This window comes from Micromonospora sp. NPDC048930, from assembly GCF_043197935.1.
Classification (GTDB): domain Bacteria; phylum Actinomycetota; class Actinomycetes; order Mycobacteriales; family Micromonosporaceae; genus Micromonospora.
Map to the genome: position 1 here is coordinate 301,102 of NZ_JBICUB010000008.1, position 12,706 is coordinate 313,807.

15 protein-coding genes are annotated in these 12,706 nt (G+C 67.1%); 12 read left to right on the top strand and 3 right to left on the bottom strand.

The genetic code is table 11. The features are described 5' to 3' along the window. Window positions 1-99: 99 nt before the first annotated feature. The gene (locus tag ACGFI9_RS22925; protein WP_393180784.1) at window positions 100-924 is read left to right on the top strand and encodes a DUF2637 domain-containing protein; all 825 of its coding nucleotides are present in this window, start codon (window positions 100-102) and stop codon (window positions 922-924) included. Window positions 925-1,377: 453 nt separating this feature from the next. Then, on the top strand, window positions 1,378-2,286 hold the full coding sequence (locus ACGFI9_RS22930; RefSeq protein ID WP_393180713.1) for a replication-relaxation family protein: 909 nt from the start codon (window positions 1,378-1,380) through the stop codon (window positions 2,284-2,286). Between the two features lie 124 nt (window positions 2,287-2,410). Here ACGFI9_RS22930 and ACGFI9_RS22935 read toward each other — a convergent pair whose 3' ends face one another. From ACGFI9_RS22935 to ACGFI9_RS22945, 3 genes are read right to left on the bottom strand one after another with little or no spacing between them, the layout of a single operon-like run. Continuing rightward, window positions 2,411-2,665: a DivIVA domain-containing protein gene (locus tag ACGFI9_RS22935; protein ID WP_393180714.1), complete on the bottom strand. Its 255-nt coding sequence runs from the start codon at window positions 2,663-2,665 to the stop codon at window positions 2,411-2,413. After that, a complete protein-coding gene (locus ACGFI9_RS22940; protein ID WP_393180716.1) occupies window positions 2,662-3,819 on the bottom strand; it encodes an FAD-binding oxidoreductase in 1,158 nt (385 codons plus the stop codon). The genes ACGFI9_RS22935 and ACGFI9_RS22940 overlap by 4 nt, the downstream gene beginning before the upstream one ends. Next, window positions 3,816-4,037 (bottom strand): hypothetical protein, encoded by a 222-nt coding sequence (locus ACGFI9_RS22945; RefSeq protein WP_393180718.1) that lies wholly within the window; start codon window positions 4,035-4,037, stop codon window positions 3,816-3,818. Before ACGFI9_RS22945 ends, ACGFI9_RS22940 begins: the two co-directional genes overlap by 4 nt. Before the next feature lie 249 nt (window positions 4,038-4,286). On the opposite strand from ACGFI9_RS22945, the gene ACGFI9_RS22950 reads away from it, so the two are divergent. The 10 genes from ACGFI9_RS22950 (at window position 4,287) to dbpB (ACGFI9_RS22995) (ending at window position 12,677) form a co-directional block, all read left to right on the top strand. Then, window positions 4,287-5,525, top strand: a complete 1,239-nt coding sequence (locus ACGFI9_RS22950) for a helix-turn-helix transcriptional regulator (protein WP_393180720.1) — start codon at window positions 4,287-4,289, stop codon at window positions 5,523-5,525. A gap of 26 nt (window positions 5,526-5,551) precedes the next feature. Then, window positions 5,552-6,016, top strand: a complete 465-nt coding sequence (locus tag ACGFI9_RS22955; protein WP_393180786.1) for a flavoprotein — start codon at window positions 5,552-5,554, stop codon at window positions 6,014-6,016. A 237-nt stretch (window positions 6,017-6,253) separates the two neighbouring features. After that, window positions 6,254-6,955: a 7-cyano-7-deazaguanine synthase QueC gene (gene queC / locus ACGFI9_RS22960; protein ID WP_393180722.1), complete on the top strand. Its 702-nt coding sequence runs from the start codon at window positions 6,254-6,256 to the stop codon at window positions 6,953-6,955. After that, window positions 6,952-7,599 (top strand): 7-carboxy-7-deazaguanine synthase, encoded by a 648-nt coding sequence (gene queE, locus ACGFI9_RS22965; RefSeq protein WP_393180724.1) that lies wholly within the window; start codon window positions 6,952-6,954, stop codon window positions 7,597-7,599. The genes queC and queE overlap by 4 nt, the downstream gene beginning before the upstream one ends. Beyond that, the gene (queD, locus tag ACGFI9_RS22970) at window positions 7,599-7,955 is read left to right on the top strand and encodes a 6-carboxytetrahydropterin synthase QueD (protein ID WP_393180726.1); all 357 of its coding nucleotides are present in this window, start codon (window positions 7,599-7,601) and stop codon (window positions 7,953-7,955) included. The genes queE and queD overlap by 1 nt, the downstream gene beginning before the upstream one ends. Continuing rightward, on the top strand, window positions 7,952-8,206 hold the full coding sequence (locus ACGFI9_RS22975; RefSeq protein WP_393180728.1) for a GTP cyclohydrolase, FolE2/MptA family: 255 nt from the start codon (window positions 7,952-7,954) through the stop codon (window positions 8,204-8,206). The genes queD and ACGFI9_RS22975 overlap by 4 nt, the downstream gene beginning before the upstream one ends. Further along, complete coding sequence (locus ACGFI9_RS22980; RefSeq protein WP_393180730.1) at window positions 8,199-9,131, top strand: hypothetical protein; 933 nt, start codon at window positions 8,199-8,201, stop codon at window positions 9,129-9,131. The genes ACGFI9_RS22975 and ACGFI9_RS22980 overlap by 8 nt, the downstream gene beginning before the upstream one ends. Next, window positions 9,128-10,261: a DGQHR domain-containing protein DpdB gene (gene dbpB, locus ACGFI9_RS22985; protein WP_393180732.1), complete on the top strand. Its 1,134-nt coding sequence runs from the start codon at window positions 9,128-9,130 to the stop codon at window positions 10,259-10,261. The genes ACGFI9_RS22980 and dbpB (ACGFI9_RS22985) overlap by 4 nt, the downstream gene beginning before the upstream one ends. Further along, window positions 10,258-11,502 carry a tRNA-guanine transglycosylase DpdA gene (gene dpdA, locus ACGFI9_RS22990; protein ID WP_393180734.1) on the top strand — a complete coding sequence of 415 codons (1,245 nt, stop codon included), beginning with the start codon at window positions 10,258-10,260 and terminating at the stop codon, window positions 11,500-11,502. The genes dbpB (ACGFI9_RS22985) and dpdA overlap by 4 nt, the downstream gene beginning before the upstream one ends. Continuing rightward, window positions 11,499-12,677: a DGQHR domain-containing protein DpdB gene (gene dbpB, locus ACGFI9_RS22995; protein WP_393180735.1), complete on the top strand. Its 1,179-nt coding sequence runs from the start codon at window positions 11,499-11,501 to the stop codon at window positions 12,675-12,677. The genes dpdA and dbpB (ACGFI9_RS22995) overlap by 4 nt, the downstream gene beginning before the upstream one ends. Window positions 12,678-12,706: the final 29 nt, after the last annotated feature.

Here is a 12,706-nt window from a genome sequence, read left to right on the forward strand (position 1 = left end):
CCGGGGCGGCGCCATTCGAGGCTCTACCCGGACGACGTGTCGACAGGTGGTGGGCCGTTGGCACCATTTGAGCAGCGGCCGCCTGACCTGCCCAACGAGATGCGGTCGGGGCGGGAGCGGCTGGAGAACCGCATCCAGGTTCTGATCATGCTGTTGATCGGCGGCGCGGCCGGCGCAGCCTCGTTCCGCCATGTCCATGACGTCGCGGCGGCGCACGGCCAGCCGGGCTGGCTCGCCTGGGCCGACGCGGTTGTCCTGGAACTGGCCTCGATCGCCGCCGGTCTGGAACTGCGCCGCAACCGGCGCCTAGGTAAGAGCGTCGCGTTCCCGGCGACCGTGCTGACCGTGGCGGTGTTCCTGTCCCTCGCGGCCCAGGTCGTGGAGGCCGAAGCGTCGGTGATCGGCTGGGTCGCCGCCGCGCTGCCCGCGCTCGGCTTCCTGACGATGGTGAAGATCGCCCTCGGCCGTGCCGACCCCGCCCCACTCGACCACGCCGCCCGGCCCACACCGGGCGAGCCAGTAGCACCGCTGGTCGTGAACGCGACGGTCCCGGACACGCGTAAGCCGGTCCCCGGACCGCCGCTGCCGGTCCCCATGAGCATTGCCACGGTCCCGGACTGCACCACCGCGGTCCCGGCTACAGCGGACCAGGACCCGGCGGTCCCGGACCGCCGCGGCGGCGGCCCGCCGGTCCGGGACCGCGGCCCGGAGATCACCGCGCTGGTCCCGGCCGCCCGGACCGCCGCCCAACAGCTCGCCACCCACGGGACACCGCTGTCCCGCAAGGAACTCGCCCGGCAACTTCGCGCGGACGGGCACCACCTGTCCAACGCCACCGCCTCAGCACTCGTGCGCGTCCTACGCGCGGAGGCCACCGCACCGGCCCCGGCCTCGCCGAATCTGTCACATCAGGAGGCCGCGTGACAGAACCACAACCGGCGACTTCTGTCAGACCAGGCCGTCCCTGTCAGACCAGCGCCTGTCAGGAAGCCCGCCTCCGGACAGAACCTGACCCGACCTGTCAGAGCGAACACCGCCCCGCCCGCCACGGCGCAGCAGCCATTGCGCCTACTGCCCCTCTACCCGCATCCCGATCCTCCCAAGGAGCAACGAGCGTGCTGATCCATCTCGACGACCCGCACCCGCGCCACCAACGCTGTCACCGGCCCCCATCACACGCCCTCTCACACCATGCTCACAGCGGTGTGACCGGCCATGCCGGTGTCGGTGTCGATCCCCGTTTCACCGTCCGCCTTGATACTGACCCCCAAGCCGACCCCCCGTACTCGCTTACAGCCCAGGTCAGGCCCGCTCTCACCGACCCTGATGGGTTCCAGACACACCCTCATGGGTGGGGTGTCCCCCCAGGGGCCGCCCATGCGTAAACCGCTACCGGCACCGGATCCGCTGCTGCGCCTGCAGGCCAGCATCACCGCCCGAGACGACCGCCTCCTCGGCTGGCTCTACGACCACGGGCTGCTGACCACCGACCAGATCGCCGCCGCCCTGTTCCCGTCCCTCGATTTCGCTCAACGCCGGCTACGCCGCCTCACCGTCCTCCGCGCGGTGGACCGCTTCCGGCCCAACAAACCCGACGGCGGCTCCTACCCGTACCACTACCTGCTGGACCAGCTCGGCTACAACCACGTCCGCGCCCAACGCGGGCTCGGACCACCACGCCGGGACCAGGCCCGCCGCCGCAAACAGTCCCTCACGTCGCGCCCGGACCTGCCCCATCTGCTCGGCGGCAACCAGGTCTTCATCGACCTCGCCGCCCACACCCGCACCCATCCCAACAGCCGCCTGGACCCGGGCGTGTTCTACCGCAAAGGCGAAGACCCGCAGATCATGGTCCACGGGCCGAGCCACTTCCCCCGCCCGGACGGCGCCGGGGTGTGGACCGAGCAGGACCGTTCGGTGCCGTTCTTCCTCGAATACGACACCGGCCGCGAACGCCTCGACATCCTCACCGAGAAGATCGCCAAGTACGAGCGCTTGTATGCGATGAGCAGCTGGACATGGCCGGTCTTGTTCCACCTACCGTCGGCCCGACGTGAGGCGAGCCTGCACCACCGGTTCACCGGCACCACGCCAAGAGCGTTCATCGCCACCACCACTGCCGACCTACGCGCCGCCACCGGCGCCAGCCCCGCCGAGCAGGTGTGGCATCTGATCGGTCTCGGCGCCGGCCGTCGCCGCCTGGTCGACCTGCCCTACATCGACACCCGCCACGACCAAGAGTTCCCCGGCCCCACCGGGCCCGGCCTGCATCGACGGGAATCCTGATGGCCTGGATGGTATGAGCAGCCCGACGACCGGGCTGCTCATACCGTCTGGACGGAGCCAGCGGGTGCGGTGGGGCCGGAATCCGGGCTGGCACCTACGACTGGGCCGCGAGTCAACCGTGGGATCACGGAGCTTGGTACGTCCGCTGCTCCGACTGCCACGCCCGTAGGGCGCCCTTGATCCGCTGGTTCTCCGCCCGCATCTCGTCCCGCTCGCGAGTACGCCGCTGCAACTCGAAGGCAAGGCGGTGCAGCAGGGCATCGACTTCGTCGACCCGATAGCCGCGCCGCCATCGTCGGGTCAACGGCAACGCCAGCGCGGCGATCCGGTCCTGGGTGAGCGGACCGCGCAGGGCGTGCCGGCTGCGGTAGACGGTCACCGCCACGGAATCCGTTCCGGCAGGTGAATCCGCTCGCCCGGTACCCCGGCGGTGAGCAGCCGCAACCGTGACCCGGCCAGCATCGCCGGCGGCCCGCACACGTACACCTGCTGGCCGGCACGATGATGCTCGAGGGCGACGGTCAGCGCGTCACCCCGCTCCCCCGGCTCGGCGAACGGATCGTGGGAGAACGCCGGCACGACGGTCAGCCAGTCGTGGGCCTGCTGGAGCTTGTCGAGGGTGATCGCGTCGTAAAGGCTCGCCACGTCACGGCTGCCCGCGACCAGCGTCACGCGCCGGCCATCCGGGGCGGCGGCGACCTGCTCGACGATCGCGCGCAGCGGCGCCAGCCCGGTGCCGCCGGCGATCAGCAGCAGGTCCTCGTCGTGCAGGCTCAGCCCGGTGTCCGCCGGGGGGCCGAGGTGGAGCAGCTCTCCCGGGCGTACCTGATGGACCAGGCTGGTGGAGACGGCGCCGCCGCGGACCGCGCGAACGTGCAGCTCGACGGTGCCGTCGGGGCGCGGCGCGTTCGCCGGGCACAGCCAGCGCCACCGGCCGGGCCGGCGCGGCGTGCAGACTGGCACCGCCTGGCCGGGCCGGTAGGGCAGCCGCCGCCACGGCCGTACCGTGATGACGGCAACCCGGTCGCAGGCCAGGTCGTGGTCGAGCACCTCGACCGGCCACCAGGCCGGGCCGTCCCCTGCTCTTGTGGCTGCCCGCTCGACTTCTTGCCAGGGCACAGCGGTCCGTAGCGCGTCGTCGATGACCGTCTGGTGCTCTGGTCGCAGGCCGAAGCGGCGGTACGCGCGGCCCAGGACGTTCAGCAGCGCCAGCTTCTCGGGGCGGTCGGGCCGGTCGGTGAGCCGGCGCAGGGCGGCCTCGATCAGCGGGGCGTCCCGTTCGGGCAGCAGGCCCGGGCAGCGGTCCTCGACCTGCTCCCAGAACGAGCGCCGCCGCAGGTAACTCTCCGCGCGGCGGTGCTCGGCCTCCGACCAGCCGAGGTGCGGCAACTCCGTGCCGGAGGCCAACGCTATGGCCACCTGCTCCTTCAGCCGGTCCCGGTCCACCCCGATCAGGTATGGGGACAGCTCCGCGTCCGCCGCGACAAGGCTGAGCCAGCGGGCGACGGCCTCGGGCATCTCCTGTTTCGTCACGCCAACTCCCCGAACTGTTCCTCGGTCAGGCCGGCAGCGTGGATCGTGGCGTGGGCCCAGCGGGCCAGGCGACACGGGTACGGGACGCGTTCGCTGCGGCACAGCAGGCCCTGCGGCCACGGCTCGGGGGCGTGGACGCGGACCGCGTGGGCGGCGAGCGTCAGGTCCTCGTCGGTGACCGGAGCCTGCACGGGAAAATCGGCGAGTAGGGCGGACATCGGTGGGCGCCTCCGGCGATGGGGTGCGTGGAGTGGCGCCGGGGCGGGCGGGGACGGCCGCCGCCGTACGGGGGAACGACGCGGCCGGCGCCCAGCACCCGCCCCGGGCCATGCGATCAGCCTCGGGTTCGGCCTGATCAGGAGCTACAGCGCCCGAGAAGCCTCTATGACGCAGAAGTGAGGCATCTGCCTACCTGCCCAATCGACAGACTGTTACTACAGTTGCGACAGAATGGAGGGAGATCAGGCGTGGCCCTGAAGCGACACCGGCTCTGCCAACGGCGCAAGGCCCTCGGATACAGCCAGGAACGCCTGGCCGAGCTTCTCGACGTGGAACGGTCGACCGTGGTGCGCTGGGAGAACGCCGAGACGGACCCTCAGCCGTGGCATCGAACCCGTATAGCAGCTGCATTGGGGGTTACGCTCGGACAGCTCGACGACATGCTCGTCGACGTGTCGGTGGCAGCACATCGAGGGCAGGCCATGGGAAGAGACGCTCGTAGTCCAGCTTCCGGCGCCGCCCGGCCGGAGCTGCTGAACGACCTCCGCACCTTCCTCACTAGCTATCTGGCGGCTCCCGGCGGACCGATGCCGTCGCTCGTCGAAGTACGGCGGGGCGTTGGTCGCGTGCACAACCTCTACCAGCGGGCAAGCTACACCTCGGCCGCTCGCCTGGTGCCGGACGTGCTCAGCCAGGCGACAGCCCTGACTGGCGCCGCCACCGGACTGCATCGCAGCAACGCCTTCCGGCTGCTCGCTGCCGCGTATATCGCTGCCTCAAAGCTGGCGGCCAAGGTCGGTGACGGTGACACCGCCCTGCTAACCGCCGATCGCGCCTCCATCGCCGCGCGGCTTGCGGACGACCAGGCGTTGGCGGCCGTTGCTGCCTACCAGGCGGCATGCGGGCTGATGCGGCTGCCCGGTCGACCGGCCGAGGCCGAGCAGGTCGTCCTGACCAGCATCAACCGCCTTGGTGCGGTTGACGATCCGGATCTGCTCTCTGCGCAAGGGGCGTTATTGCTGCTGGCTGCCGTGATGGCGGCCGGACAGGGTAACCCGAAAGAAGCGGGCCAGTTCCTTGCGCAGGCCGGCGGACTGGCGATGATGCTCGGCTCAGACCACAACCGGCTGTGGACCGGCTTCGGTCCGACGAACGTCCTCATCCACGCGGTCTCCGCCGCAGTCCGGGCCTGCAATGCGGATCAGGCGCTGGAGATCGGATCGCGGCTCGACACGTCACGGTTGCCGGCGGTGCTGGTCGGTCGACGGGCACAGGTGCACGTCGACCTGGCGGCAGCGGCGCTGATGTCGACCGGCGACCGGTCGATCTCGGTGCTGCACCTGCTCGAAGCCGAGCGGGTGGCCGCCGAGTTCGTTCACGCCAACGTACAGGCGCGGGCGCTGTTGCTCGACCTGTTGGCCAAGGAGCGGCGAGCGGCGACGCCGGGGCTGCGGTCTCTGGCGGAGCGGTCTGGGCTATTGGCGTGACTCAGCGAGGTGTGCTGGCTCTGGTGGTGTGTGCCGCTCCTCCCGTCCTGCGGATCGGTGAGTTGATCGAGCTGCTGCAGGAGGACGGATGGACTGTCTGCCTCACCGCTACGCAGACGGCTGCGACCTGGATCGATCCGGAGGCGTTGGCGCGGCAGACGGGGTATCCGGTGCGAGTGGAGTGGCGGAAGCCGGGCGAGCCGGAGTTGCATCCGGCAGCGGATGTCGTTGCCGTGGTGCCGGCGACGTTCAACGTGATCAACAAATGGGCGCTGGGGATCAACGACGCGCTTGCGCTCGGCCTTCTCAACGAGACGCTCTGCGCTGGGGTCCCGGTGTACGCGTTTCCGAACGTCAAGGCGCAGCTTGCCGCCCACCCGAGCTACGACCGGCACCTACGGCTGCTCCAGGAGGCGGGCGTCACCGTGACGCCGCTGGCCGCCCAACTGGAGTGGCGGGCGGTCGCGGACCGAATTCAAGCGCCCGTGTAGCCCGCTCCCGACATGTCGGCTCTCTCCTGCCAACGCACCTCGCACCGCCCCAGTCGGCCGACGGGTCGGCCGCGGATGCGACGGATCCGGCATTGAAGGTCGAAGGACACGCCTTGGCTACCTTTCGACGACGCGCAGTATTCGGGTAACGTGACGCAACCTACGAGCAGTAACTACGCACCACTGGCGGAGCAGCTACTGCAGTTTCTCGACCATCGACGAAGCAAGGAGCCTCAGATGTCGGCATCCAAGCCCCGAGCGGTAGTACTGCTAAGCGGCGGTCTGGACTCGGCCACGGCCCTTGCGGTGGCCGTCAAGGAGGGGTTCGAGGCGAACGCCTTGAGCTTCCGCTACGGCCAGCGGCACACCGTAGAACTCGAAGCCGCCGCACGGGTCGCAAAGGCTCTGGGAGCGACCCGACACGTTGTTGCGGACATTGACCTCAAGATCTTCGGCGGCTCCGCACTGACCGACGACGACCTCGCTGTGCCCCACCACGAGAGCGCCGAAGAGATCGGGAACGAGATCCCCATCACCTACGTGCCGGCTCGGAACACCATCTTCCTGTCGTTCGCGCTTGCCTGGGCAGAAACCCTCGGGGCATCCGATGTCTTCATTGGCGTAAGCGCCCTCGATTACAGCGGCTACCCAGATTGCCGACCCGAGTACATCGAGGCATACGAGCGTATGGCAAACCTCGCCACCAAGGCCGCCGTCGAGGGAACACAGCGGATGAAGATTCATACCCCCCTCATCCACCTAACGAAGGCAGACACCATCAGGCTGGGCCTCAGCCTCGGTGTCGACTACTCGCTCACCCACAGTTGCTACGACCCTGTCGAAGGCCGCCCCTGTGGTACCTGCGACTCCTGCCTACTCCGCATTCGGGGCTTCGCTGAACTCGGCATGTCAGACCCCGCCGTCGGCAGGGCAGCATGAGATCCGCGTACCGGGTCAAGGAAATCTTCTACACGTTACAAGGCGAAGGCAGCCACGCTGGCCGCCCAGCGGTATTCTGCCGATTCGCCAACTGCAACCTGTGGACCGGACGCGAACGAGACCGGCACCGCGCGCTCTGCCAGTTCTGCGACACCGACTTCGTCGGCATCGACGGCCCGGGCGGCGGGCGCTTCGCCACGGCCGCAGAACTGGCTGCGGCCATTGCGAAGACCTGGCATGGACAGGACCATCCCCGCGCTCGCCGCTACGTTGTATGCACCGGCGGAGAGCCGCTGCTGCAACTCGACAAGGCAGCAGTCGACGCGCTGCACGCCGAAGGGTTCGAGGTGGCCGTCGAAACCAACGGCACCCGGCCGGCGCCACCCGGACTCGACTGGATCTGCGTGAGCCCGAAGGCGGGCACCGACTTGACCCTGACCAGCGGCGATGACCTCAAGCTGGTGTATCCCCAACCGGGGGCGATGCCCGAGCAGTTCGAACACCTGAGCTTCACCCGGTTCCTGTTGCAGCCCATGGATGGCGCTGACCGGGAAGCCAACACGGCTGCAGCCGTGACCTACTGCCTCGAGCATCCGCAGTGGCAGCTAAGCCTGCAGACGCACAAGTATCTGGGGATTGCGTAGTGGAGATCTTTCGGGAGTTCACCTTCGAGGCCGCGCACCGGCTGCCGCAGGTGCCGCCGGGCCACAAGTGCGCCCGTCTGCACGGGCACTCCTACCGCCTCGAGGTCCACGTCGAGGGCGAGGTGGACGCGGCACTTGGGTGGGTCATGGATTTCGGTGACATCAAGGCGGCGGTCCGGCCGGTGATTGACCAACTCGATCACTACTACCTCAACGAGATACCCGGGCTGGAAAACCCCACCAGCGAGAACCTCGCCCGCTGGACGTGGGACAAGCTCACCGACAGGCTGCCGCTGAGCGCGGTCGTCGTGCGGGAAACGTGCACCTCTGGCTGCGTCTACCGGGGCCCATCATGAGCCTGCCCGACGTCCAGGCGCTGCCCGACGCCCGCGGTGTCGCCCTCGACGCGATCGACGTCGAGGGGTTGCACTATCCGGTGCTGATCTGCGATGGGCAGGGCCGTGAGGCCGTGGCCCAAATGACCACGTCCGTAGATGCGGCCAGCAATGTCAAGGGCGCCCAGCAGGGCCGCTTCGTCGAGGTGCTGCATGCGGCCTTCGCGCACGTCAGTTGGGTCGCCCCAGACGAGCGAGACCTCCATGGGTAATGCGCCGTCAGACAACGCGTTGCACATCGTGGTGACCTGCGCCAACCGTAAGCGGCACACAGTCGCGCCACGACTGCGCCTCGGCGACCTTGATCGAGCGCTGCCGGCTGCCCGGTTCGCCGCTTGGACTTCCCGCCTTGACAACAACTCTCACCCTCGCCATCGCGCCCTCGACCTCTACGCCGGCGAGCACTGGCAGGTGGCACGACGCCTGATTGCTGATGTGCAGGCCAGCAACGCGATGCTGTGGGTCGCCTCCGCCGGTTATGGCCTGATCCCAGCGGACGCGGCCATTCACGCTTACGGCGCCACATTTTCCGCCGGCATGCCGGACACGGTTGGGGCGACAGTGAGCGAGGTTACCGACTGGTGGCGTCGCCTCGGCGACTGGCCCGGCCCAACGCCCGACCAACCCCGAACCTTCACGGAGCTAGCTCGGGGCAACCCGGGTGCCACGATCATTGCGGTGCTGTCAGAGGCATACCAGCGCGCGTGTGGCGACGACGTGCTCGCGGCCGCCGACGTCGCGGCCCCTGGAGCAATATCGGTCGTGGGGCCGGCCGACGCCCACCCGCAGTTGGCAGAACTGCTGGTGCCTGTCACTGCCGCACTCCGTCACACTGTCGGCGGCAGCCTGCAGGCGCTCAATGTCCGTGTCGTAAAACACCTCCTCACGCACAGCGCCGGCTACGACCGGACCGCACTGCGGAATGCAGCGGCAGCCGCGACGCCGGTCAACCCGCCCGCCTCCCGGTCGACCGGAATCCGAATGTCCGACGACGACGTTCGTGCCTACATCCGCGACCATCCGCACAACAGTGCCACACAACTGCTGCGCCAACTGCGCCAGACAGGTCGCTCCTGCGAGCAGGCCCGATTCGGACGCCTGCACGCACAGGCCTGCCAACAGGGACACCGGTCATGACCTCTCAGGCCGAACTCGAACGGCGTGCGCTCAAGCTTGTGCAGACCGACGGCTACCCTCTGTACCTGTTCACCCTCACGGCCGCGGAGGTCCTGCAAGTCGCCGATGTCTCACGGGTCAGCCGGGATGAGGCTGGCACACTTATCGGCTACCAGCGCCCCGAAGTCCGCACTCACGTCCAGGACATCGTCGACTATCTCAACAGCGATCCGGTCATCTTCCCCAACGCGATCATCATGGCGTTGTCCTCGACGGTGAGGTTCGTTCCCAGCCGCGGCCCTAACGTCAGCGACGGGCTCGCCACTGGTGGCACCCTTAAACTGCCTCGGCCGGGCATCGGTCAACGTAAACCCGCATGGATCGTCGACGGCCAGCAACGGGCTCTAGCGCTGTCGCGGGCCGCTCGCATGGATCTTCCGGTCCCGATCACCGCGTTCGTGGCGGACGGGGTGAGCCTTCAGCGCGACCAGTTCCTTCGCGTCAATAACACAAAGCCCCTGCCACGCAGCCTTGTCACCGAACTGCTGCCCGAGGTCGACAGCCCTCTGCCGACACACCTGAGCGTCCGAAGAGCCCCCTCGTATTTGTGTGAACGCCTCAACAACGACACGGACTCGCCGTTCCATCAGTTGATTAGGCGCGCCTCGACCAACAAGGCCCAAGCCGCGCGCGCCGTAATCGCCGACAACAGCATCATCCGGATGCTGCAAGAGAGCTACACCCAACCGAGCGGGTGCCTGTACCCGTACCGCAACCTGACCACGGGTGAAACCGACATCGACGGTATCCACCACGCCTTGTGCGTGTACTGGAGTGCAGTACGCAACGCATTCCCAGATGCATGGGGCAAGCCGGCGGAGGAGAGCCGGCTAATGCACGGCGCCGGGATCCGGGCCATGGGCAGGCTCATGGATCGCGTGCTGGGATCCATCGACGTCCACCACGTCGATGCTCCTGCCGCGATCCGCAAGCACCTTGACCTGGTAGCGCCCTACTGTCGGTGGACATCCGGGACGTGGGAGGAGAGCGGACTGCGCTGGAACGCTGTGGAAAACACCCACAGTCACATTCAAAAGCTGTCGAACTACCTCATCCGCATCTATCTGAACGCAAGGACGAGCATCCGATGAGGTTTTTCTTCCCCGACAGCCAAGACCAGGTCGATCCGGGTTTCGACTTCATCACCGAGGAACGCGACCCCTACCGAGTTCGGCAGCGCGACGACCTCTACGCCCACGAGGTGTTCGACCCACCGCCGTTCGACGGCCTCCTGGTGTCCAAGGCCATCGTAGACGGTTACTCCGACGGCAGTGCGGGCAAATACACTGCGGCGCAACGATTGCGGCTGTATCGGGAACACGCACGGCGCTTTTTCCGTCTCGATCGCTCTCGCGGATCCTTGAAGATCATGGGAGACTGCGGTGCTTTTTCCTACATCAACGAGGATAAACCTCCCTACACCGTAGACGAGGTTGTCGGCTTTTATCACGACTGCGAGTTCGACTACGGAATCTCGGTCGACCACGTCATTTTCAGCCCAAACCCGCTGGCGACTCCGGTCCACCAGGACGACGACCAACTCAGGAGATGGCAGGAACGCCAAGACCTCACGTTGACGTTGGCCAGCGAGTTCTGGAACGCCTGTAAGGGCCATCGCGTCGGCTTCACCCCGCTAGGGGTTGCCCAGGGATGGAGTCCGGAGTCCTATGCCGACTCGGTTGCCCAGTTGCAGCGAATCGGATACGACCGAATTGCGCTCGGCGGTATGGTCCCGTACAAGACCCGCGAGATCATCGGATGCCTGAAGGCTATCGAAGACGTCCGTGAACCCGCCACAGAACTGCACCTGCTCGGTGTTAGCCGTCATGAGGACATCCCCACCTTCGCTCAACTCGGGGTGAGAAGCTTCGACAGCACCTCCCCGTTCCGCCAGGCGTTCAAGGATGAACGCAACAACTACTACACCTTTGGTGGTGCGTACGTTGCGCTGCGCGTACCGCAGGTCGAAGGCAACCTCAAACTGCGCAAGCGCATCGCGGCCGGAGAGGTTGATCAACGACTCGCGCTCACCCGTGAACGTCAGGCGCTACAGTTGCTGCGCGAATATGACAGCGGTCACGCCACTCTCGAGGAAACTTGGCAGGCATTGCAGTCCTACAGCCTGCTGTGGGACACCAAGGACCGTGGAGAGGCCTACCGGCGCACCCTCAACGACCGGCCCTGGCGAGACTGCGACTGCGCTCTGTGCCGCGCTCTCGGCATCGATATCGCGATCTTTCGCGGGACAGAACGTAACAAGAGACGTGGTTTTCATAACCTGTACGTCTTTCGGCAGCGCCTACAGGCCCAACTTGGAGAGGACCCATCGTGACGCGGGCACATGTCGACCCATCAGAAAGGACCGGCCGCCAACCACTGCGCCTTCCCGCCTTGGAGATCACGCAGGGGCCGAGCCGTCGCATCTACACCTTCGCCATCGACGGCAAGCACATGAGCGACATCGCCACCGTGGCGCGTATCCGTCGCGGCAGCGACACCCAATTGCATGGCTACCAGCGGCCGGAGAGCCTCGCCCACGTTGCGGCGATTCGTCGCTACCTCGACACCGACCCGAGCCCGATGCTGCCCAATGCTATCGTGGTCGCCTTCGATGACAGGGTCCGCTTCGAGGCCGACAGAGACACCGAGGATGTACCAGCCTTCGTGCGATCCGGGACCCTGATCATCCCCATGATGGACAGCGGCGACCCGGACAAGCCCGGATTCATCGTCGATGGCCAGCAACGCAGCGCGGCCATCCGGGACGCCAAGCTGGATCATTTTCCCGTTTGCGTCACCGCGTTCATCGCCGAGACGCACGCCGACCAGCGGTCGCAGTTCATCCTGGTCAACTCCACCAAAGCACTGCCCAAGGGTCTGATCCACGAACTCCTTCCCGGTGCGGCTGGGGCGTTGCCGGTCCCGCTGATGGTGCGTCAACTGCCCGCCACCCTTGTCGAGCGACTGAACTTCGCCCACCAGGGCCCGCTGCGCGGCATGATCCAGACGCCGACCAATCCCAAGGGCCTCATCAAAGACAACTCCATGCTGCGCATGCTGGAGAACAGCCTCAGCGACGGCGCGCTCTACCCCTACCGGGGTGACCGGGGAGGCCCCAATTTCGGGTACATGCTGGGGATTCTGAACAACTTCTGGTCCGCTGTCGCTGAGGTGTTCTCCGACGCCTGGAACAAGCCACCACGGCGATCTCGGCTCATGCACGGCGCCGGCATCATCGCGATGGGGTACCTGATGGACGCGATCTCACACAAGCGGGCTGCCCCTGACGAGATTGTGTCCGCTGCGGAGTTCGCCGCGGACTTGAAGTCGATTGCCGATGACTGCTACTGGACCCATGGCGTGTGGCCTTTCGAGGATGGTGAACGCGCCTGGAACGACGTGCAGAACACCCCACGTGACATTCAGCGCCTGTCCGATTACTTGCAGACGAGGTACCGGCGTGCCATGCAAGCGGTGACGCCGGCACAGCGTGGTCCCCAGCCGTAACCTCGGATAGGTCCCGGCGGCCCGGTTCT

Bases quoted from the DNA above. Each gene is read 5' to 3' on its own strand.
- queC (WP_393180722.1), top strand. From the start codon at position 6,254: ATGTCGGCATCCAAGCCCCGAGCGGTAGTACTGCTAAGCGGCGGTCTG.
- ACGFI9_RS22930 (WP_393180713.1), top strand. From the start codon at position 1,378: ATGCGTAAACCGCTACCGGCACCGGATCCGCTGCTGCGCCTGCAGGCC.
- queE (WP_393180724.1), top strand. From the start codon at position 6,952: ATGAGATCCGCGTACCGGGTCAAGGAAATCTTCTACACGTTACAAGGC.
- ACGFI9_RS22945 (WP_393180718.1), bottom strand. From the start codon at position 4,037: ATGTCCGCCCTACTCGCCGATTTTCCCGTGCAGGCTCCGGTCACCGAC.
- dpdA (WP_393180734.1), top strand. From the start codon at position 10,258: ATGAGGTTTTTCTTCCCCGACAGCCAAGACCAGGTCGATCCGGGTTTC.
- dbpB (WP_393180732.1), top strand. From the start codon at position 9,128: ATGACCTCTCAGGCCGAACTCGAACGGCGTGCGCTCAAGCTTGTGCAG.
- ACGFI9_RS22975 (WP_393180728.1), top strand. From the start codon at position 7,952: ATGAGCCTGCCCGACGTCCAGGCGCTGCCCGACGCCCGCGGTGTCGCC.
- ACGFI9_RS22925 (WP_393180784.1), top strand. From the start codon at position 100: ATGCGGTCGGGGCGGGAGCGGCTGGAGAACCGCATCCAGGTTCTGATC.
- ACGFI9_RS22980 (WP_393180730.1), top strand. From the start codon at position 8,199: ATGGGTAATGCGCCGTCAGACAACGCGTTGCACATCGTGGTGACCTGC.